This window comes from Streptomyces sp. NPDC001904, assembly GCF_040297005.1.
Classification (GTDB): Bacteria; Actinomycetota; Actinomycetes; order Streptomycetales; family Streptomycetaceae; genus Streptomyces.
Window position 1 is genome coordinate 1 of record NZ_JBEOYI010000019.1, and the last position, 19,254, is coordinate 19,254.

The 19,254-nt window shown below is 72.7% G+C and carries 21 protein-coding genes; 11 read left to right on the forward strand and 10 right to left on the reverse strand.

Features of this window, described 5'->3' with window-relative positions:
* Positions 1–161: 161 nt before the first annotated feature.
* The gene (locus tag ABT127_RS26490; RefSeq protein WP_502971785.1) at positions 162–2,207 is read right to left on the reverse strand and encodes a HelD family protein; all 2,046 of its coding nucleotides are present in this window, start codon (positions 2,205–2,207) and stop codon (positions 162–164) included.
* Positions 2,208–2,489: 282 nt separating this feature from the next.
* Here ABT127_RS26490 and ABT127_RS26495 point away from each other — a divergent pair, with 282 nt between their 5' ends.
* Together ABT127_RS26495 and ABT127_RS26500 are read left to right on the forward strand one after the other, a co-directional pair.
* The gene (locus ABT127_RS26495) at positions 2,490–3,125 is read left to right on the forward strand and encodes an HD domain-containing protein (RefSeq protein WP_351454839.1); all 636 of its coding nucleotides are present in this window, start codon (positions 2,490–2,492) and stop codon (positions 3,123–3,125) included.
* A gap of 119 nt (positions 3,126–3,244) precedes the next feature.
* Positions 3,245–4,468: a Cmx/CmrA family chloramphenicol efflux MFS transporter gene (locus tag ABT127_RS26500; RefSeq protein WP_351455252.1), complete on the forward strand. Its 1,224-nt coding sequence runs from the start codon at positions 3,245–3,247 to the stop codon at positions 4,466–4,468.
* Here ABT127_RS26500 and ABT127_RS26505 read toward each other — a convergent pair.
* Entirely contained in the window at positions 4,422–4,691 is a 270-nt protein-coding gene (locus ABT127_RS26505; protein WP_111665378.1) for a DUF4031 domain-containing protein, read from the reverse strand. The genes ABT127_RS26500 and ABT127_RS26505 overlap by 47 nt on opposite strands.
* Positions 4,688–5,068: a DUF8819 family protein gene (locus ABT127_RS26510; protein ID WP_351454843.1), complete on the reverse strand. Its 381-nt coding sequence runs from the start codon at positions 5,066–5,068 to the stop codon at positions 4,688–4,690. The genes ABT127_RS26505 and ABT127_RS26510 overlap by 4 nt, the downstream gene beginning before the upstream one ends.
* 104 nt (positions 5,069–5,172) lie before the next feature.
* Between ABT127_RS26510 and ABT127_RS26515 the strand changes: the two genes are divergently transcribed.
* The 4 genes from ABT127_RS26515 to ABT127_RS26530 all read left to right on the forward strand — a co-directional run bounded on the left by ABT127_RS26515 (position 5,173) and on the right by ABT127_RS26530 (position 9,465).
* Positions 5,173–6,102, forward strand: coding sequence for a MurR/RpiR family transcriptional regulator (locus ABT127_RS26515; protein ID WP_351454846.1), 930 nt, complete (start codon positions 5,173–5,175; stop codon positions 6,100–6,102).
* A 144-nt stretch (positions 6,103–6,246) separates the two neighbouring features.
* Entirely contained in the window at positions 6,247–7,194 is a 948-nt protein-coding gene (gene murQ / locus ABT127_RS26520; protein ID WP_351454848.1) for an N-acetylmuramic acid 6-phosphate etherase, read from the forward strand.
* Positions 7,195–7,241: 47 nt separating this feature from the next.
* On the forward strand, positions 7,242–8,756 hold the full coding sequence (locus ABT127_RS26525; protein ID WP_351454849.1) for a PTS transporter subunit EIIC: 1,515 nt from the start codon (positions 7,242–7,244) through the stop codon (positions 8,754–8,756).
* Positions 8,757–8,883: 127 nt separating this feature from the next.
* A complete protein-coding gene (locus ABT127_RS26530; protein ID WP_351454851.1) occupies positions 8,884–9,465 on the forward strand; it encodes a CGNR zinc finger domain-containing protein in 582 nt (193 codons plus the stop codon).
* Between the two features lie 5 nt (positions 9,466–9,470).
* Here ABT127_RS26530 and ABT127_RS26535 read toward each other — a convergent pair whose 3' ends face one another.
* The 4 genes from ABT127_RS26535 to ABT127_RS26550 all read right to left on the reverse strand — a co-directional run bounded on the left by ABT127_RS26535 (position 9,471) and on the right by ABT127_RS26550 (position 11,707).
* Entirely contained in the window at positions 9,471–10,226 is a 756-nt protein-coding gene (locus ABT127_RS26535) for a GAF domain-containing protein (protein ID WP_351454854.1), read from the reverse strand.
* Position 10,227: 1 nt separating this feature from the next.
* The gene (locus ABT127_RS26540) at positions 10,228–10,965 is read right to left on the reverse strand and encodes a GAF and ANTAR domain-containing protein (protein WP_351454857.1); all 738 of its coding nucleotides are present in this window, start codon (positions 10,963–10,965) and stop codon (positions 10,228–10,230) included.
* 323 nt (positions 10,966–11,288) lie between these two features.
* Positions 11,289–11,438 (reverse strand): cytochrome c-type biogenesis protein, encoded by a 150-nt coding sequence (locus ABT127_RS26545; RefSeq protein WP_502971793.1) that lies wholly within the window; start codon positions 11,436–11,438, stop codon positions 11,289–11,291.
* A gap of 53 nt (positions 11,439–11,491) precedes the next feature.
* On the reverse strand, positions 11,492–11,707 hold the full coding sequence (locus tag ABT127_RS26550; RefSeq protein ID WP_351454860.1) for a hypothetical protein: 216 nt from the start codon (positions 11,705–11,707) through the stop codon (positions 11,492–11,494).
* Positions 11,708–11,831: 124 nt separating this feature from the next.
* Here ABT127_RS26550 and ABT127_RS26555 point away from each other — a divergent pair, with 124 nt between their 5' ends.
* The 3 genes from ABT127_RS26555 to ABT127_RS26565 all read left to right on the forward strand — a co-directional run bounded on the left by ABT127_RS26555 (position 11,832) and on the right by ABT127_RS26565 (position 13,996).
* On the forward strand, positions 11,832–12,653 hold the full coding sequence (locus ABT127_RS26555; protein ID WP_351454863.1) for a helix-turn-helix domain-containing protein: 822 nt from the start codon (positions 11,832–11,834) through the stop codon (positions 12,651–12,653).
* Entirely contained in the window at positions 12,628–12,840 is a 213-nt protein-coding gene (locus tag ABT127_RS26560; protein ID WP_351454865.1) for a DUF397 domain-containing protein, read from the forward strand. The genes ABT127_RS26555 and ABT127_RS26560 overlap by 26 nt, the downstream gene beginning before the upstream one ends.
* Before the next feature lie 229 nt (positions 12,841–13,069).
* Positions 13,070–13,996 carry a hypothetical protein gene (locus ABT127_RS26565; protein ID WP_351454868.1) on the forward strand — a complete coding sequence of 309 codons (927 nt, stop codon included), beginning with the start codon at positions 13,070–13,072 and terminating at the stop codon, positions 13,994–13,996.
* A 29-nt stretch (positions 13,997–14,025) separates the two neighbouring features.
* Here ABT127_RS26565 and ABT127_RS26570 read toward each other — a convergent pair whose 3' ends face one another.
* Complete coding sequence (locus tag ABT127_RS26570; protein ID WP_351454871.1) at positions 14,026–15,411, reverse strand: MFS transporter; 1,386 nt, start codon at positions 15,409–15,411, stop codon at positions 14,026–14,028.
* Positions 15,408–15,821 carry an ankyrin repeat domain-containing protein gene (locus ABT127_RS26575; RefSeq protein WP_351454874.1) on the reverse strand — a complete coding sequence of 138 codons (414 nt, stop codon included), beginning with the start codon at positions 15,819–15,821 and terminating at the stop codon, positions 15,408–15,410. The genes ABT127_RS26570 and ABT127_RS26575 overlap by 4 nt, the downstream gene beginning before the upstream one ends.
* Before the next feature lie 160 nt (positions 15,822–15,981).
* Between ABT127_RS26575 and ABT127_RS26580 the strand changes: the two genes are divergently transcribed.
* Positions 15,982–16,407, forward strand: a complete 426-nt coding sequence (locus tag ABT127_RS26580; protein ID WP_351454877.1) for an ATP-binding protein — start codon at positions 15,982–15,984, stop codon at positions 16,405–16,407.
* A gap of 146 nt (positions 16,408–16,553) precedes the next feature.
* Positions 16,554–18,488 (forward strand): GAF domain-containing SpoIIE family protein phosphatase, encoded by a 1,935-nt coding sequence (locus ABT127_RS26585; protein WP_351454880.1) that lies wholly within the window; start codon positions 16,554–16,556, stop codon positions 18,486–18,488.
* On the opposite strand, the gene ABT127_RS26590 is transcribed toward ABT127_RS26585, so the two are convergent.
* Positions 18,451–19,098, reverse strand: a complete 648-nt coding sequence (locus ABT127_RS26590) for a TetR/AcrR family transcriptional regulator (protein ID WP_351455255.1) — start codon at positions 19,096–19,098, stop codon at positions 18,451–18,453. The genes ABT127_RS26585 and ABT127_RS26590 overlap by 38 nt on opposite strands.
* Between the last annotated feature and the right edge of the window lie 156 nt (positions 19,099–19,254).

Consider the following 19,254-nt stretch of genomic DNA (forward strand, 5'->3'; position numbering starts at 1 on the left):
CGCTGCCGCGCCGGGTGGCCGCCTACCGCGGCCCCCGCGCCCCTGAGGCATGCGCTGCGCGCAGCCTCCCCTGAAGGCCGCAGGCCTGTCAGGGGCGCGGGGAACTGCGCGAGAAGCGGCCACCGGGGCGCGCCCGACGAACAACCCAACAGCAGGGAGCCTCAGCTCAGGGACAGTTCGCCCGGCAGGGGCCCGGTGTGGACGACGACCAGGCCCGAGACGGCCCGGGTCAGAGCGACGTACAGGCGGCGCAGCCCGGTGCGCTCATCGGGCTCACCGCTCACCACGGCAGCCGGCTCGTCAAGGACCACGTAGTCGTACTCGAGCCCCTTGGCCAACGACGCCGGCACCAACGTCAACCGCGCCTCGGCCGTGGTCTCCTCACCCGGCGCGAGAAACACCACCCCCGCCTCGGTCAGCAACTCCCCCAGCACCGCACACCGCGCATCGGCGGCGATCAGCCCGACCGACCCCTCGTACTCCAGCGCCTCCCGGCAGGCGGCGACCACCTCGGCGTCCCCCGAGATCCCCCGCACCTCGAACACCCCGGGATTCTCACGCACCGACGCCACCGGAGCGAGCCCGGGCGCGATGTGCGGAAGGAGCCGGGAGGCGTACGTGATGACGTCGGTCGGCACACGGAAACCGGCCGTCAGCTCCTCCACCACGGCATCCGGCTTGCCCAGGTGCCCCAGCGCCTCGCCCCAGCTCTGCGTGGCCCACGGAGTGGTCCCCTGCGCGAGGTCGCCGAGCACGGTCACGGACCCGGTCGAGGCGCGCCGCCCGACGGCCCGGTACTGCATCGGGGAGAGGTCCTGAGCCTCGTCGAGCACGACGTGCCCGAGCGAGTGCGTCCGCTCGACGAGATCGGTGGCCTCGTCGATCAGCACGGCGTCGGCGCCGGACCACTTGACGGTCTTGACGCTGCGCGCCGGCTTGGCCCAGAGCACGGTCTTCTGCTCGTGGTCGTCGAGCAGCCCGTCGGCGTGCTCGGCGAGGAAGTCGGCGTCGGACAGCAGCCGCAGCACCAGCTTGGCGGGGTCGACGGGCGGCCAGATCTCCTTGACGGCGGCCTTGACGGCGGTGTTGCGCGCGACGGCGTTCTGCACCCGGTCGTCCGGGGCCTCCCCCGCCCGCTCCATCTGGACGAGCACGGCGTGCGCGATCCGCTGGGGCAGCGCTTCGCGCGCGGCCCCGTACCGCATGTCGCGGCCCATCAGCTCCCGGACGATCTCCTCGATCTCGTACGAGGGAACCCGCCACCGCCGGGACCCGCGCACCACCACGATGCCCTCGCTCGGCAGCGTGATGTGCGAGCGCAGCGCCCGCCGCAGCACCTCCGCCATGCGGGCGTCGCCCTTGATCAGCGCGGCGGGTGCCTCGTCGGCGCCGCGCACCTCCACGGGCCCGGCGACGAGGTCGTCGACGGTCGCCTGCTTGACCTCCAACTCGCCCAGCGCGGGCAGCACTTGCTCGATGTAGTGGAGGAAGGACCGGTTCGGCCCGATGACGAGGGTGCCGGTGCGGGCGAGCCGCTCGCGGTGCGCGTAGAGGAGGTACGCGACGCGGTGCAGGCCGACGGCGGTCTTTCCGGTGCCGGGCCCGCCCTGCACGCACACCGAACCCGCGAGCCCGCTCCTGACGATCTCGTCCTGCTCGGGCTGAATGGTGGCCACGATGTCGCGCATCGGGCCGACGCGCGGGCGCTCGATCTCCTGCTGGAGCAGCTTGCTGGTCTGCTCGGCCTCGGCAGGGTCGGTCAGGTTCTCGTCCTCGTAGGCGGTCAGCTCCCCGCCCGTGTAACCGAACCTGCGGCGCAGCGCGACGTCCATCGGGTCCTTCTTCGAGGCCCGGTAGAACGGCTGCGAGACCGGCGCGCGCCAGTCGATGACCATCGGGTCGCCCTCGGCGTCGTGCACGTGGCGCCGCCCGATGTAGAACTGCTCCCCCTCCGCGCCCTCGGCCTGCTCGGCACCGGGGGCGTGCAGGTAGTCGAGGCGGCCGAAGAAGAGCGGGGTGTGGCTCAGGTCGGCGAGTGCCTTGATCCGCTCCTCGATCTGGCGCTGGAGCACCTCGGCGTTCACCCAGTTCGCGGTGACGTCGCGGATGTCGAGGGCCTCGGCGTCCTCGCGCATGGCGCGCAGGGCCGCGCGGGACGAGGAGAGGTGCGCACGCTCACGGTCGAGCGGCGACGCTGACTGACTCACGGGTACTGCCTCCGGCTCACGGTACGACGACGAAACGGGCCGCCGGTTTCCGACCGGACGGTGGCGCGCTCCGGTGAGGGGAGGCGGGCAGGACGGGCGAGTGTACGTGACCGCTCCGCTCCGGTGCCAACACATTTCTGGCCCGCGCTTCTCTGTCGGGCTGGTCCTTCGTCCGCGGCCCGGTGGCCGCTTCTCGCGCAGTTCCCCGCGCCCCTGAAGCGAGCTCCGCTCGCCCAGGGGCGCGACGGTGGCGCGCCCGGCCACCGGAGCTAAGGTCACCCCATGACCGAGTTGCGTGAGCGATTTGTGCGGGTGTTGCTGGCGGCGACGGAGAACCCCGGGACGGACCCGTACCCGTACGCCGACAACCTGCTCACCCGCTGGGCGGAACCCCACCGGCGCTACCACACCCGGACCCACCTCACCGCCGTCCTCGACCACATCGACGTCCTGGAGCGGCACGCGGCGAACCCCGACACGGTGCGTCTGGCGGCCTGGTTCCACGACGCGGTCTACCGCCCGGACCGCTCCGAGAACGAGGAACGGTCGGCGGCCCTCGCGGAGCGGGCCCTCACCGAAGCCGGACTGCCCCGCTCCCAGGTCACCGACGTGGCCCGCCTCGTGCGCCTCACGGTCACCCACGACCCGGCCGACGGCGACCCCGACGGCGAGACCCTGTGCGACGCCGACCTGGCGATCCTGGCGGCGGACCCGGCGGCCTACGCGGCGTACACGCGAGCGGTCCGCGAGGAGTACGCGTTCGTCCCCGACGAGGCGTTCAGGGAGGGCCGGGCGGCGATCCTGCGCCAGCTCCTCGACCTGCCCGCCCTGTTCAGAACCCCGTACGGAAAAAGGCACTGGGAATCCCCGGCCCGGGACAACCTGACGACGGAACTGCGCCTGCTGGCGCCCCGATAGGAGTGCGGGCAGCGGCCCGCGGCGGGGAGCGGCGGTCGATCAGAACCGGGCAACCGGGAATGCCGTCCCCTCCGCCCCCGGTTGCCCCTGACATGCCGCCGAATACGACCCGCACCACCATGCCCCTGGCCGTCTACATACTCGGCCTGAGCGTCTTCGCCCTGGGCACGAGCGAGTTCATGCTCTCCGGGCTGCTGCCCGCCGTCGCCGACGACATGGACGTCACGATCCCGCAGGCGGGCCTGCTGATCTCGGCGTTCGCGATCGGCATGGTGGTGGGCGCCCCGCTGCTGGCGGTGGCGACCCTGCGCCTGCCCCGCCGCACCACCCTCATCGCCCTGATCACGACCTTCGGCCTGGGCCAGGTCGCGGGCGCCCTCGCCCCCTCGTACGGGATCCTCTTCGCCTCCCGCGTGGTCTCCGCGCTGGCCTGCGCCGGATTCTGGGCGGTCGGCGCGGCCGTCGCCATCGCGATGGTGCCGGTGAACCAGCGGGCCCGCGCGATGGCGGTGATGATCGGCGGCCTGTCGATCGCGAACGTGCTGGGCGTCCCGGCCGGTGCCTTCCTGGGGGACGGGCTCGGCTGGCGCTCCGCGTTCTGGGCGGTCGGCGCGGCCTCGGCGATCGCGCTGGTCGGCATCGTCACGCTCGTCCCGCACATCCCGCGCCCGGCCGAACGCCCCCGCCTGAAGCGCGAGTTGTCGATCTACGCGGACCGGCAGGTGTGGCTGTCGATCGCGGTGACGGCGCTGGCGGCGGGCGGTGTCTTCTGCGCGTTCAGCTATCTGTCCCCGTTCCTGACGGACGTCGCGGGCCTGGACGAGAGCTGGGTCCCGGCGGTGCTCGCGCTGTTCGGCGTCGGCGCGCTGGTCGGCACGACGGTCGGCGGCCGGGTCGCGGACGCGCACCTCTTCGGGGTGCTGCTGACCGGCACCGCGCTGTCCACCGTCTTCCTGGCCGCGCTGGCCCTGCTCGGGCACCTGGAGGTCGCGGCGGTGGCCCTGGCGTTCCTGCTCGGCCTGTCCGCGTTCTACACGGCTCCGGCGCTCAACGCCCGGATGTTCAACGTGGCGGGAGCGGCCCCCACCCTGGCGGGCGCCACCACGACGGCGGCCTTCAACCTCGGCAACACGGGCGGCCCCTGGCTCGGCGGTACGGTCATCGACGCCGGTCTCGGCTATCCGGCGGTCGCCTGGGCGGGCGGCGCGATGACGGTGCTCGCCCTGGGCCTGACGGCGGTGTCGCTGCGGCTGCACCGGCGCACCGCGCCGTCCCGGGTCGTCACCGGCAGCGCGGCTACGCCGCAGGCCGTCCCTTCGGACGCCGCAGCCCGGCGTCCGTGAGCCTGCGCACCAGTTCCTTCGAGCCGATCGTCACGGCCCCGGCCCGCACCGCGTCCTCGTAGCGGTGCGCCGGGATGTCGTAGTGGTCGCGCTCGAAGGCCCGCTCCGGCACCCCCAACCGCCCGGCGAACACGTGCAGTTCGTCGAAGGACACGTCGCTCACGAGGTGGGACCAGAGGCGGCCGTGGCCGGGCCAGGTCGGCGGGTCGATGTAGACGGTCACCCGGCCACGGCTCCCAGGGAGCCGACCGGCGCCACGACCACCCCGGCCTCCGAGCACACCCAGTGCGGGTCGGCGCCCAGCTCCGGCTCGACGTCGAGCGCGTGCGGGCCGTCCGTGCCCGAGCCGGGTCCGCACACCGGGCACACCGGCCAGCGCCCGTGCCGCTCCAGGATGCCGTCCTGCACGTCCTGCGCCACGAGACCGGTGACGAACTCGACGCCCTCCGGCCACTGCTCCACCCACCAGCGGCGCTGCGTGATCGACTCCTCGACGAGCGAGACCACGTCCGCGTCGGCGACGTCGACGGCCTTCAGGTCCGCGAGGATCAGTGCGCGGGCCGCGTGCAGTGCCTGTTCCAGGGGGCTGATGGTGTTCATCCCCCCATTGTCCCGCGAGCCGTGTTCCGCGCGGCGCGGATGTGACGCAGGTCCCGGTCGTTCGACTCTTGACCCCTACCCGTCGCGAAAATATCTTTCATGATGTGAGCAATGACGTGAAGGAAAGTTTCGCGAACGACGCGCCGCCCGCCCCGGCCGCCCTCGCGGCGAAGGTGCGGACGCTGGCTCCGTCGATGACGCGGTCCATGCAGCGGGTCGCGGAGGCGGTCGCCGGTGACCCCGCCGGCTGCGCCGCCCTGACCGTCACCGGCCTCGCCGAGCTCACCGGCACGAGCGAGGCGACGGTGGTCCGCACCGCCCGCCTCCTCGGCTACCCCGGCTACCGCGACCTGCGCCTGGCCCTCGCCGGGCTCGCCGCCCAGCAGCAGTCGGGCCGGGCGCCCGCCGTCACCGCCGACATCGCGGTCGACGACCCGATCGCCGACGTGGTCGCCAAGCTGGCCTACGACGAGCAGCAGACCCTCGCCGACACCGCCGCCGGGCTCGACACCGTGCAGCTGGGCGCCGCCGTGGGCGCGCTCGCGGCGGCGCCGCGCGTCGAGATCTACGGCATGGCCGCGTCCGGGCTCGTCGCCCAGGACCTGGCGCAGAAGCTGCTCCGCATCGGTCACGTCGCGTACGCGCACTCGGACCCGCACCTGGCGGTGACCAACGCCGTCAGCCTGCGCTCCGGGGACGTCGCCGTCGCCATCACGCACTCCGGCGCCACCAGCGACGTCATCGAGCCGCTGCGCGTGGCCTTCGAGCACGGAGCCACGACGATCGCCATCACGGGCCGTCCGGACGCGCCGGTCTCCCAGTACGCGGACCACATCCTCACCACGTCGATCGCCCGCGAGAGCGAGCTGCGTCCCGCGGCCATGTCGTCCCGGACCAGCCAGCTCCTGGTGGTCGACTGCCTCTTCGTGGGGGTCGCCCAGCGCAACTACGAGACCGCCGCCCCGGCCCTCTCCGCCTCCTACGAGGCCCTGGCCCACCGCCATCGCGCCACTCCGCGGGGAACCCGGTCATGAGGCGCGGCCCAGGGGAGGCTGCGCGCAGCGCATGCCTCAGGGGCGCGGGGAACTGCGCGAGAAGCCCCACCGGCCGGCAGCCGACGACGTAACCAGCACCAGGCAGACGCCACCCCACCCGCACAGAAAGCCCCCGAGACGACGATGTCCACCGACGCCACGTACACCGAACTCCGCGCCCAGCTGGCCACCCTCACCACAGAGGCCTTCCGCCCGGAACTCGCCGAGATCGACCAGCTCCCCACCCACGAGATCGCCATGATCATGAACGGCGAGGACGCCACGGTCCCCGGCGCCGTGGCGGCCCAGCTCCCCCGGATCGCGGCGGCGATCGACGGCACCGCCGCCCGCATGGCCCGCGGCGGCCGCCTGATCTACGCGGGCGCGGGCACGGCCGGCCGCCTCGGTGTGCTGGACGCCTCCGAGTGCCCGCCCACCTTCAACACCGACCCCTCCGAGGTGATCGGCCTGATCGCGGGCGGCCCCTCCGCGATGGTCACCGCGGTCGAGGGCGCCGAGGACTCCAAGGACCTGGCCGCCGAGGACCTGGCCGCGCTGAACCTGACGGAGAACGACGTCGTGGTCGGCATCTCGGCCTCGGGCCGCACCCCGTACGCGATCGGCGCCGTCGAGCACGCGAGGAAGACGTACGGCGCGCTGACCATCGGCCTGTCCTGCAACGCGGACAGCGCCCTGGCGGCGGCCGCGGACCACGGCATCGAGGTCGTCGTCGGCCCCGAGCTGCTCACCGGCTCGACCCGGCTGAAGGCGGGCACGGCGCAGAAGCTCGTCCTGAACATGCTGTCGACGATCACCATGATCCGGCTCGGCAAGACGTACGGAAACCTCATGGTCGACGTCCGCGCGTCGAACGAGAAGCTGCGGGCCCGCTCCCGCCGCATCGTCTCCCTCGCCACCGGCGCCGAGGACTCCGTCATCGAGGCCGCGCTCGCCGCGACCGACGGCGAGGTGAAGAACGCGATCCTCGTCGTCCTCGGCGAGGTCGACGGCCCCACGGCCGCCCGCCTGCTGGCCGACTCGGACGGCCACCTGCGCGCCGCACTCGCCGCGGCCCCGACCGCCACCCCCTGACCCCCGTACACCCCCAGCACCACCCGCACAGCAAGGCAGCACGCACCATGGCTGAGAACAAGAACCGCGACGTGGCGGCCTCGATCCTCCCGCTCGTCGGCGGGCCGGAGAACGTCACCTCGGTAGTCCACTGCATGACCCGGCTCCGGCTGGGGCTGGCCGACCGTTCGCTGGTCCAGGACGAGGCGCTGAAGGCGCTGCCCGACGTCATGGGCGTGGTCGAGGACGAGACGTACCAGATCGTCCTCGGCCCGGGGAAGGTCGCCCGGGTGACGCCCGAGTTCGAGGCGCTCGTCGAGGAGGGCCGTGCGGCCGCTCCGGCGAAGGCGGCGGCTCCGCACCCGGCGACCGCCGAGGAACTGGCGGCGCAGGGAGCGGAGTTGAGGGCGGCGCGGAAGGAGAAGAACGCCACCCCGTTCAAGCTCTTCCTCCGCAGGATCGCCAACATCTTCGTGCCGCTGATCCCGGCCCTGATCGGCTGCGGCATCGTCGCGGGCATCAACGGCCTGCTGATCAACCTGGAGTGGCTGCCCTCCGTCACCCCCGCCCTCGCGGCCATCGCCTCCGGCTTCATGTCGCTGATCGCGGTGTTCGTCGGCTACAACACGGCGAAGGAGTTCGGCGGCACCCCGATCCTGGGCGGCGCGGTCGCGGCGATCATCGTGTACGCGGGCGTCGCCAACATCGAGGCGTTCGGCCAGAAGCTCTCCCCCGGCCAGGGCGGTGTGCTCGGCGCGCTCGGCGCGGCGGTCCTCGCGGTGTACGTGGAGAAGTGGTGCCGCAAGTGGGTCCCGGAGGCGGTGGACGTCCTCGTCACGCCGACCGTCACGGTCCTGGTCTCCGGCCTGGTCACCATCTTCGGCCTGATGTACGTGGCCGGTGAGATCTCCACCGGTATCGGTACGGCGGCGAACTGGCTGCTGGACAACACCGGCGCCTTCGCGGGCCTCGTCCTCGGCGGACTGTTCCTCCCGCTGGTCATGCTCGGCCTGCACCAGGCCCTCATCCCGATCCACACCACCCTCATCGAGCAGCAGGGCTACACGGTCCTGCTCCCCATCCTGGCGATGGCGGGCGCGGGCCAGGTCGGCTGTGCGATCGCGGTGTTCAAGCGGCTCAAGCACAACAGGTCGATCCGCAACACGATCAAGTCGGCGCTCCCCGCGGGCTTCCTGGGCGTGGGCGAACCGCTCATCTACGGTGTCTCGCTGCCGCTGGGCCGTCCGTTCATCACGGCGTGCGTCGGCGGTGCGGCGGGCGGCGCGTTCGTCGGCCTGTTCTCGATGCTGGGCGACAAGGTCGGCTCGACGGCGATCGGCCCGTCCGGCTGGGCGCTGTTCCCGCTGCTCGACGGCAACCACGGCTGGGGCACCACGGCGCTGGTGTACGGCGGCGGCCTGCTGATCGGCTACGTCGTCGGCTTCGTCGCCACGTACTTCTTCGGCTTCAGCAAGCAGATGCTCCTGGACCTGAACGCCGACGTCGACGCGGGCGAGTCCCCTGTGACCCCGGCGGTGCCGGACACCCCGGAGTCCCTGACGGCAGCCGCACACCGGAGCTGAGCCCCTCCGCGCCCCTGGGCGAGCGCAACTCGCCTCAGGGGCGCGGGGAACTGCGCGGGAAGCGGCCACCGGCCCGCACCCGGCGAACGACCCAGGGCCGCGGGCGAAGACTGCTAGCGTGCCGGGCATGGTGGACACGCGCACCGACCCCCACGCCTTCCGCTGGTACGGCGGTCGGATCTCGGTCGACTTCACGGCCACCCTCACCGGCCACGTCCCGGACACCGTGGAACAACTGCGCACCCCCGCCGATCTCTCCCGCTGGTCCCGCGCCGCACGCCTGTCGGACGCCCCGCTCCCCGACGCGACCCCCCGGGCGCTCGCCCAGGCCCACCAGTTGCGCGAGGCCCTGCACCGGACGTTCCTGCACGCGGCGAAGCCCGCCCAGGACGATCTCGACACCATCAGCACCTGGTCGGCACGGTCCCTGCCGGGCCCCCGCCTCACCACGACGGCGGACGACGCCCCGGCTCTGCTGCGCCCTCAACTCCACCTCACCGGCGATCTCCTGACCCTGATCGCCCGCGACGGCGTCGACCTGCTCACGGGCCGCCACAGTCATCGCATCCGCGAGTGCGCCGCCCCGGACTGCACCCTGCTCTTCGTCGACATCAGCCGGCCGGGCCGCCGCCGCTGGTGCTCGATGGACGTGTGCGGGGCACGCTCCAAGATGGCCGGGTACCGGGCGCGCAGGACACCGGACGTGTAGGCGGTTCACCGCTGGAGGGTGTCGGGCGACAGCCGGTGGGTGAGGAAGGCGCGGGCGAGCTCGGTGATCGGTCCGTCACCGGCGGCGTGCGCGCGCAGCCGCAGCAGGGCCTGGCTCAGCGGGATGTCGAGTGCGCTCGCGAGGTAGCCGGTGGCCTGGTGGACCTCGGCATGGTGCACGCGCAGGCCGCCCTCCGCCGTGGTGCCGTCGGCCGGGACGGCGAGCTGGGTGACCAGTGCGAGCAGCAGGATCCGCGCCAGATGGTGCAGGGACGCGAGCCGGTCGGGGGTGAGCGGGCCGGGGGTGACGCGGTAGCCGGTGAGGACTCCGATGGTGGCGCTCCCGATGTTCAGGGGGAGGGCCACGACCGCGCGGGCCCGGGCCCGCGCGTCGACGACGACGGGCAGGAACAGCGGCCAGCGGGCCGTGTCGACGGTGTCCAGGTCCGCCTCGTTCACGGTCCGGCCCTCGTGGGCGGCCTGCCAGACGGGGCCGTCGCCGATGGCGTACTGCAACGCGTCGAGCTCGACGCCCAGACCACGCGGCGGGTCCGCCCAGAGCAGTTCGGGCCGGCCGTCCCGGGTGAGGGCGCTCAGCGTGAGTGCGTCGAGCCCGAACAGGCCGACGGTGTCGGGGGGCAGGGCGCGGGCCGGTCCGTCCCCGGCGCGGACCGCTCGGTGCGCGCGGGCCAGCAGACCGGCCAGCACGTCGTCGGGAGGAGGGACACCGCGGGCGCCGGTGTCTCCTGTGTCACCGAACATCTCAGGGCGTCCTGTCGGCGTCGGCGGGGATGCTCCCCTGCGTGATCTGGCGGGCCAGGTCGATGAGTTTCTGCTGCCGGGAGCGGGCGAGCGCGCGCATTCTCCTGAAGGCGTCGTCGACGTCGATGCCGAGCCGCGCGGCCATCATGCCTTTCGCCTGCTCGATCACGATGCGCGACTCCAGGGCGCTGGTCAGCTGGGTGATGACCTCGTCCCTGTCCAGCAGGGTCTGCTGGTGGTTCAGCCGGGAACCGGCGGCGTCGGCCAGCAACTGGGCGCTGTGCAGGTCCACGGAGGAGATGGTGCGGGCGCCCGTCTGCAACAGGTTCAGGGAGCCCAGGCTGTCCTCCCGGATCCGCAGCGGCACGGCGGCGACGCTGCTGTACCCCGCGGCCAGCGCCCACGGGGTGAACCGTGGCCAGCGCTCGAAGGCGGCGTCGGCCGGGTGCAGCAGGACGGGCCGGAGGACACTGCCGGTGCGCGCGCTGTCCACGCAGGGGCCTTCGTCCAGGTCGAGTTGCGCCTCTTCCAGGCGGGCGCACACCGTGTCGGACGCGGTCAGGTAGTCGACGTGGCCGGTCTCGTCGAGGACGGTGACACCGGCCGACTGCACCCGGGCGAGGCGTACGGCGTAGTCGGTCAGGTCGTGCAGCAGTTCCAGCGGGTCGAGCCCGTCGGGGCGGGAGGCCAGGTCGAGCACGGCTCGGGCAAGAAGAAGATCACGTGGTGCGGCAGACATCGCAGAGGTCCGTTCCGTCGCCTCCCCCACTCGCACGAAGAGGCCACCGTTCAAAGGGGCTCGGCTGAAAGCAGCCGCGTCGTGCCCGCTGACGGAACGCTCCGGCAATCGCCTCGAATCCTGATCAACCATCCGAGCCGCCCCTGCAACCGGATCCACCCGGCCAGGCAACTCACGGTACGCAACCCAGCGTAGTCCCGATCCACCACCCCGGAGCCCTTGTCCAGCCACCGATTCGGCCGAATCCCGCAGGAGTTGCGGGACAGCAGCCCGAGCCGCCCCGCACCCCGCACCCGCCCCAAAGGGCGGCGTCCCGGAGCGGCCTAGGGCAGCCGCCCCTCCCGGTTGACCTCCCGCACCCGTGCCCGCAGCTCCTCCGACACCGGCGCGGGCGCCACGGACTCCGGCGGGCAGTCCCACTCGACTCCCCCGCCCGGCGGCCTCAGCTGCACGCATCCGCCTTCGGTCGCCATCACCTGGCCGACCCGCCCGTCCCGCACGTCGACCACGTACTCCCCGATCACGCTCACCGACGCACCTCGTGCAGTACGGCCGTCAGCCGCATCGCCGTGTCCAGGTTCACGCACCCCAGATCCACCAGCGGATACGGCGACTCCCCCGCCGCCGACACCGGATCCACCCGCAGCGACGGCAGCAGCACCCCCAACGCCAGGAGTTCCGCCCTGAGTTGCGCGATGGCCTCCTCGACCGCCCTCAACCGCTCCGCGTCCCGCACGACCATGCCGACCAGCACCCTTCTCGCACCGAGTGTTCCGGATTCCTCACCCAGCGTGACCGCATCGGCTCTACGCTTTCCAGAGCGACGGCCCAACAAAGGGCATTGCTGCCAGCGGGAGTTGATGCGCATGTCCGGACCGAAGGACCTCGTCGGCGAAGAACTCCGGCACGCCCGGGAGCGGGCCGACCTGACCCAGCAGGCCCTCGGCGAGCTGCTGTTCGTGAGCGGTTCGTACGTGGGGCAGATGGAGGCGGGGACGCGGCGGATCCTGCCGGACATGGCGCAGCGGTTGGACGACGCCCTGAGTACTGGGGGGTTCTTCGTGCGGCACTGCACGAAGGCGAACGAGTCCAAGCATCCGGCCCACTTCGCGGAAGCGGCCGAGGCGGAAACACTCGCGATGGAGATCCGGCAGTACGAGCCGTTGCTGATCCCCGGGCTTCTCCAGACACCGGCTTACGCACGTGCGGTCTTTCTGGCGTACCAGCCCACAGCCCCGGAGGAGGTCATCGACAAGCTGGTGGCCGCCCGAATGGAGCGCATGCGCCTCCTCGACGATCCAACAACGCCCTTGTTGTGGGAGGTTCTGGACGAGGCAGCACTGCGCCGCCCGGTCGGAGGCCGGACGGTCATGGCCGAGGCACTGCGGTACGTGGCCACCATGGCAAGAAGGCGGCGAGTGATCGTCCAGGTGGTGCCGTTCTCCGCAGGGGCACACGCCTGCCTCGACGGGCCGCTCAAGCTCATGTACTTCAAGGACGCGCCCCCGCTGTCCTTCGTAGACGCGTCCGGAACCGGGCAGTTGATGGACGATCCCGGCACAGTCTCCCGCCATCAGCTGTCCTACGATCTGCTCAGGGCCGACGCACTCACCCCCAAGCAATCCCTGGCCCTGATCTCATCAGTGGCGGAGGATTACGCGCATGAAGATCACGCTTCCGGAGCCTGACCTGACCTCGGCCGCTTGGCACAAGTCCAGCTACAGCGGCGGTAGCGGCGGCGAATGTCTCGAAGTCAGCCACGACCACCCCGGGCTGGTCCCGGTCCGCGACTCGAAGAACCCCGACGGCCCGAAGCTCGTGCTCCGGGCGGCAGCCTGGTCGGCGTTCGTCGACGACCTGCGCCGCACCGTCTGACCACCCGCCCGAAGCTCAAGCCCCGAGCACCGAGCCGTGCTTCTACGGATCGGGGGGTGGGTCTCAACCCACCCTCCCACCCGGCGAGTTGGCAGCTCGGCGACTTTCCGGGGCCGACTTGCCACGCAGGGTGACGGCCGTCTAACGTCCCCGAATAACGAACGGCCCCCGCCGGTGCGCCAACACCGAACGAGGGCCTATCCATCGAGATCGAATCAGAGGTCGATCCATGGCTGACGCCTACTCTAGTGCTGCACGCATTCCGGCGCATCCCGCCGCCAGCCCCGGCTACGGCAAACGCTCCGCGCCGGACCAAGCCCCGCGCACGAACGCCGACTTCACCCACCTCCCGCCCCGCGAAGCGCACATCGCCGCCTTCATCGACCGGCTGCACGACGGCGCCGACATCTCGGTGAAGCTGCTCGCGTCCTGTCTCCCGTACGGCCAGCAGGCCATGCGCACAGCCCTGAACAACCTCCAGGCGGCGGGCCACCTGCGGCGCGGCAGGGAGCACGTGGTGGGCTCGGGGAGCGCGCGCTGGGTGACGCGGACGTGGTTCTCGCGGACGGCGCGGGACGACGGATGGTGGACGAAGTTCCTGCGCGGCGACGTGCCGGACGACGAACCCCCGCGGGCACAGGGCCCCACCCGCAGCAGGGCGTTCATCCTGCTGGCGGCGCTGGGCCGGACGGCGCCGACGCTGGCGCTGTCGGCGAGGGAGTGCACGGAGCTGAGCCCGCTGACGGAAGCCTGGTTCGCGAGGGGCGCCGACGAATCGGCGATCGTCCACGCCCTGACGACGGGCCTGCCGACTCCCGTCCACAGCCCGGCGGCACTGGTGCGCAGCCGCCTGACCGGCAAACTCCCGCCGGAACCGGCACCACGCCCGCCGCTGCGCGTGGTGGAGTGCGCGACGTGCGGCGACCCGGGCCGCCCGGAGGGCATCAGGGCGGGCCGCTGCGGGATGTGCCGGGGCACGACCCGCCCGCCGGCGAACCCCGCGCTCCCGCCCACCCTCACGGCCGACGCGGTGCACACCCGGGCGGCACAGATCCGCACGGCGATGCGCGCGGAGACCCCGACCGTCCCGCCCCGCAGCCGGGCCCCGTACGACCCGCGCGGAACACACAGGAAACCCTGGCCCGTGGGACAGTGACGCCACCGGCACATCGCTGTGGATCGCCGTCACCCCGGATCAGAGAACGGAACTCCTGGCCCGGCTGGGCGAGCCGGAGGCGAACTCCTTCGTCCAGAAGCTGCGGCCTGCGACGGGGTCGCGGGCGCGGGCACGAGCCGGTCGACGGTGAGGATCGGCAGCACCGTGGCCACGCTGCCGACCACCCCGATCCACAGCGTCGGCACCACGCCCAGAGCCGAACCGAGCCAGCCCGCGAGGAGCGAGGCCGGCGGCATGCTGCCCCAGACCACGAAGCGAATGGAGGCGTTCATCCGCCCGAGGAGATGCTTGGGACACAGGCTCTGCCGCAGACTCACCTGGGTCACGTTGAAGAGCAGCGCTCCGACGGTGAGGCCGAACTCGCCGACCAGCAGGACCGCTCCCGCGAGGAAGCGGCTGTGCGGGGCCACCCACGCCGCCAGCGGACTGGACACGGTGAAGAAGGCGGCCGTCAGCAGACCGCAGGACATCACCGCCCCGACACTGAACCGCCGCCGGGCCCGCGGGGCGAGCAGCGCTCCGAGCACACCGCCGACGGCACCGCAGGTCATGACGAGGCCGAGCATGAACGAGTCGAATCCGAGGGTGCGCATGACGAGGATCGGCACCAGCGTCGCCACCATGGTGGCGAAGAAGTTGGAGACGCCCATGGCGAGGGCGAGCCGGCGGATCACCGGCTGGTCCCGTACGAAGCGCAGCCCCTCGGCGATGTCCGCGGCGAGCCGGCCCCTGGTCCGCGGCACCGGAGCGGTCCGCTGCTCGCCGTCCCTGGTCGCCGCGAGGCACAGGAAGCTGACGAGGTAGGCGAGAGCGTCGACCAGCAGCACCACGGGAGCGCTGATGATCCGCATCAGGAGGCCCGCCAGGGCCGGACCGCCGAGCGTGGACACCTGGGCACTGGCTTCCAGGCGGGCGTTGGCGGTGGGGACGTCGTCGTCGGGCACCAGGACCGGCACGTACGACTGGTAGGCGACGTCGAAGAACACGGACACCACGCCGACGACGAGCGCGACGGCGTACAGCACCTCGATCCGCAGCCCGCCGACGAGCCACAGGACGGGGACGGCGAGGACCGTCAGGGAGCGTACGAGGGCCGCGACCATCATGGTCCGGCGCTTGAGCATCCGGTCCACCCAGGCGCCCGCGGGCAGACCGATCAGCAGATAGCAGACCGTCGAGGCGGCGGCGAGGATGCCGACCTGTCCGCTGTCCGCGTGGAGCAGCTCCACCGCGGTCACGGACAGGCCGAGCGTGCCGATGCGGGTGCCGAACTGGGAGAGGGTCTGGCCGAACCAGAAGCGCCGGAAGTTGGCGGAGCCCACCGCGTGCACGGTCACGACGCCCGCTCCGCACCGGCACCGGCCGCCGGCGCAGCGGGCGCACTCCTCGGTCATGCCCCCGCTTCCCGCAGCACTTCGGCCGTCTCGGCATGGGGACCGGCCGCCGCCCATTCCAGTGGCGTCCTGCCCGTGCCCCGGTCCTCGCGGAGTCCGGGATCGGCGCCGTGGGCGAGGAGCCGGCGGACCGTCTCCGTGTGGCCCCAGCACGCCGCCGCGCAGAGCGGCGTGCCCTCCGAGCCGGGCCCCGCGCTCTCCGTGTCGGGCGCCGCCCCGGCCTCCAGGAGCACCCCGGCCACCTCCGCCTCGCCCTGTACGGCGGCGAGGTACAGCGGCGTCGCGCCGTCGTCGAACCGCCACCGCGGACCCACCCCGCGGCGCACCACGGCCCGCGCCCGGACGGCGTCGCCCGACAGGATCGCGCCGAAGAGATCGCGGGAGAGCTTCTTCCGTCTGCGCTGCTTCATGGCCGCTGAATCTAGGGCATCGCCGAATGGCGCGGGCCGGGCCCTGCCTCCGCGGCGGACGAACCGAGCCGCGTGCGCGTGGTGCGGGTAGCGTCTACGGGGTACCCGGTACGCACCACCGCCCCCGCCAGCCACCCGCCACCGTTCCGAGGGGCCACGCATGCCACCAGCCCGGCCCGGTCCCGCCCCGCACGTGATCGCCCTCGACGGCGACAGCGGCTGCATATCCGAGGCGCGCGCCGCGGCCCGCCGGTTCCTGGTCGAGGCCCGCGACGAGTACCACCTGGCCGTGCCCGAGGCGATGGTGGAGAACGCTCAGCTGGTGGTCAGCGAGCTCGTCACCAACGTCGTCAAGTACGCCCCCGGCGCCGGTCTGCTGGAACTGCGCATCGACGGCACCGGCCTGCGGATCCAGGTGGGGGACAGCGGCCCGGCACAGCCCCTGGTGCACGCGGCGGACCCGCACCGGATCGGGCAGCACGGCCTGGAGATCGTCGCCCTCCTCGCCGACACCCTCACCGTCCGCTCCACGGGTCCCGGCAAACAGGTGATCGCCACGCTCGCCCTGCCCGCACACACGTCCTGAGCCGCCGGAGAAGGTTTCGCACAGATCGCCCCGTACGGGTGTCAGCGGCGGGACACCGGCCGGACCACGCCACATCCGAAGGCACTATTGTTGCCGCGCGTCAACTCTTCTGGCGCCCTGCGAGCGCGACGTATTCGGGAGAGGCTGTGAGTGGTTCGGGCGCGGCGGAGTCGCACGCACCGGGTGCGGAGCCGGCGGAGGACCGCCGTGCGGAGCGGGTCGCCGCGGTGCACGAGACCGGCCTCTCGGCGACGGCGGACGCGGGCATGGACCGCTTCGCCCGGCTGGTCGCCGAGCTGCTGAACGTCCCCGTGGCCCTGGTGTCGATGGTGACCGACGAGGGGCAGTTCTTCCCCGGCATGATCGGCCTGGCCGAACCGTGGGCGACGGCCCGGCGCACCCCGCTGTCGCACTCGCTGTGCCGCCACGTGGTGGCCGACGCGGCACCGTTCGTCGTCGACGACACCCGCGCCGATCCCCGTACCCAGGACAGCCCGGCCATCGAGGACCTGGGCGTCGACGGGTACGCGGGCATGCCGCTGACCACGGCCGACGGACAGGTGCTGGGCGCGCTGTGCGCGATCGACAACCGCCCCCGCCGGTGGACGGAGCGCGAGCTGCGCGCCCTGGAGGACCTGGCGGCGGCCTGCTCGGCGGAGCTGCGCCTGCGCGTGGCCTCACGCCAGCGCGAGGCCGCCCGCACCGAGGCGGGCGAACTGGCGGGCAGGCTGCGCATCGCCCTGGAACGCTCGCAGCTGCTGCTGCGGGCCGCCGACGCGCTCGCCGACACCACCGGCCTGGCCGAGGTGCGCCAGCAGATCCGCGACCTGGTCACCAGCGACCTGAAGCCGGTGTACGTGGGGCTGGTCCTGGTGGACGGCGACGACCGGCTGCGCCGCCTGGTCGACGCCACGGGCAGTGCGCCGATGGAGGAGCGGTTCGAGAACTACCGGCTCGGCGACGCCTGGCCGACGGCCCGTGCCGCACGCGAGAACCGCACGATCACCATCCACGACATCGACCAGCTGGCGCGCGACTACGGTGCCGACGCCGTGGCGGCGTTCACGAGCCTGGGCCTGAGCAGCGCGGTGTGCGTCCCCCTGCCGGGCACCGTCATCCCGCTGGGCACCCTCACGCTCGGCTGGGACCAGGCGCACGAGATCGACATCGTGGAACAGGCCCTGCTCGCCTCCCTGGCCGGGTACACCGCCCGTGCCGTCGAGCGCGCCCTGTTCGTCGACAGCCGCATCGAGGCGGCACGGCAGATGCAGGAAGCCCTGCTCACCGACCTGCCCGCCGTCCCCGGACTGGAGCTGGCCGCCCTCTACCGCCCCGCGTCCGACGGCGAGCTGGTGGGCGGCGACTGGTACGACGCCTACCGCCTGCCCGCGGCCGCCGGGGACGCGGACCCCGCCGAGGGCGCCACCCTGGCCGTCTCGGTCGGTGACATCACCGGCCACAACCTGGGCGCCGCCACCCTCATGGGGCAGGCCCGCAGCATGCTCCGCCAGGCCGACCTGGACCATGCCGACCAGGGCCCGGCCCGCTCGGTGACCGCCTTCGAGCACGCCAACCAGCACCTCGGTCTCGACGTCAGCGGCACCCTGGTCCACGCCCACCTGCGCCCCTGCCCCGACACCGGCACCGGCACCGGCACCGGCACCGGCACCTGGGAACTCACGTACACCAACGCCGGGCACCCCGCCCCGCTCGTCGTCGGCCCCGACGGCACCGTGCGCCGCCTGGACCACCACGGGCCCCTCGTCTTCCCCGGGCTGCCCGCCAGGGCCGTCCGCGCCGACCACACCCTGCGCCTGGCACCGGGCAGCCTCCTGCTGCTCTACACCGACGGGCTCGTCGAGGAGCGGCGCGGCGACATCGACACCGCCGCGGACCAGGCCGGCCGCTTCCTCGCCGACCACCGCCACGACCCGCTCCCCGGCCTCCTCGACCGGCTCGCCGACCACGTCGCGGGACCCGACGCCCACGACGACATCGCCCTGCTCGCCCTGCGCGTCACCGGCGCCGGGCCCGCGGTCCCGCTCAGCCCCCGGCCTGGAGGCGCAGCCCCGCCAGCGTGAGGTCGAGCGCGGAGCGGAACTGGTCGACGTCGTCGTGGCCGTCGAACTCGTCGGCGATCTCGTGCACGAACGGGAACTCGTCGGCGGGCAGCTCCCGCCAGGTGGCCACGAACCGGCCGAGGAAGTCGTCCCGGCTCACGGCGCCGCCGAGGACCTCCGCCGGCGGCTCCTGGCCCAGGTCGACGGCCGAACCGACGACGACACCGACGACCGCCGACACGGCGTGGAAGCGCTGGCGGGCGGTGAGGTCCAGGCGCAGGGACTGCTGGCCCAGCTTCTCCCACAGCCGCAGGGAGTTGTTCTGGATGTCGGTGTTGCGCATGAAGTACGAGCCCAGCCAGGGGCGCTCCACGATCGCGTCGAACAGCGTCAGGGCCATCGCGCGCAGCGCGTCGATCGGGTCGTCCTGCTCCGGCAGCGCCTCGATGTCGGCGAGGATCGCGCCCATCACGTGGTCCGTGGCGCGGTCGAGCAGTTCGTCCTTGCTCGCCACGTACCAGTAGATGCTGGCGACACCGCCGCCGAGCCGCTGTGCGAGCGCCCGGAACGTCAGCGCCGACGGCCCCGCCTCGTCGAGCAGCGCCACCGTCTCGGCGAGCACCGACTCCATCGAGTGCGAAGCCCGCCGGCGTCCCCCGGCTGAGCGGTTCTGCGTGCGCGGCATGGTGTCGGCTCCTCACTTCTACCTTCGGTTTTGCATTCTATCGAACGCTGTTCTATCGTAGCTTATCGAACGCGGTTCGATGACCGATCGGCGTTCGATACC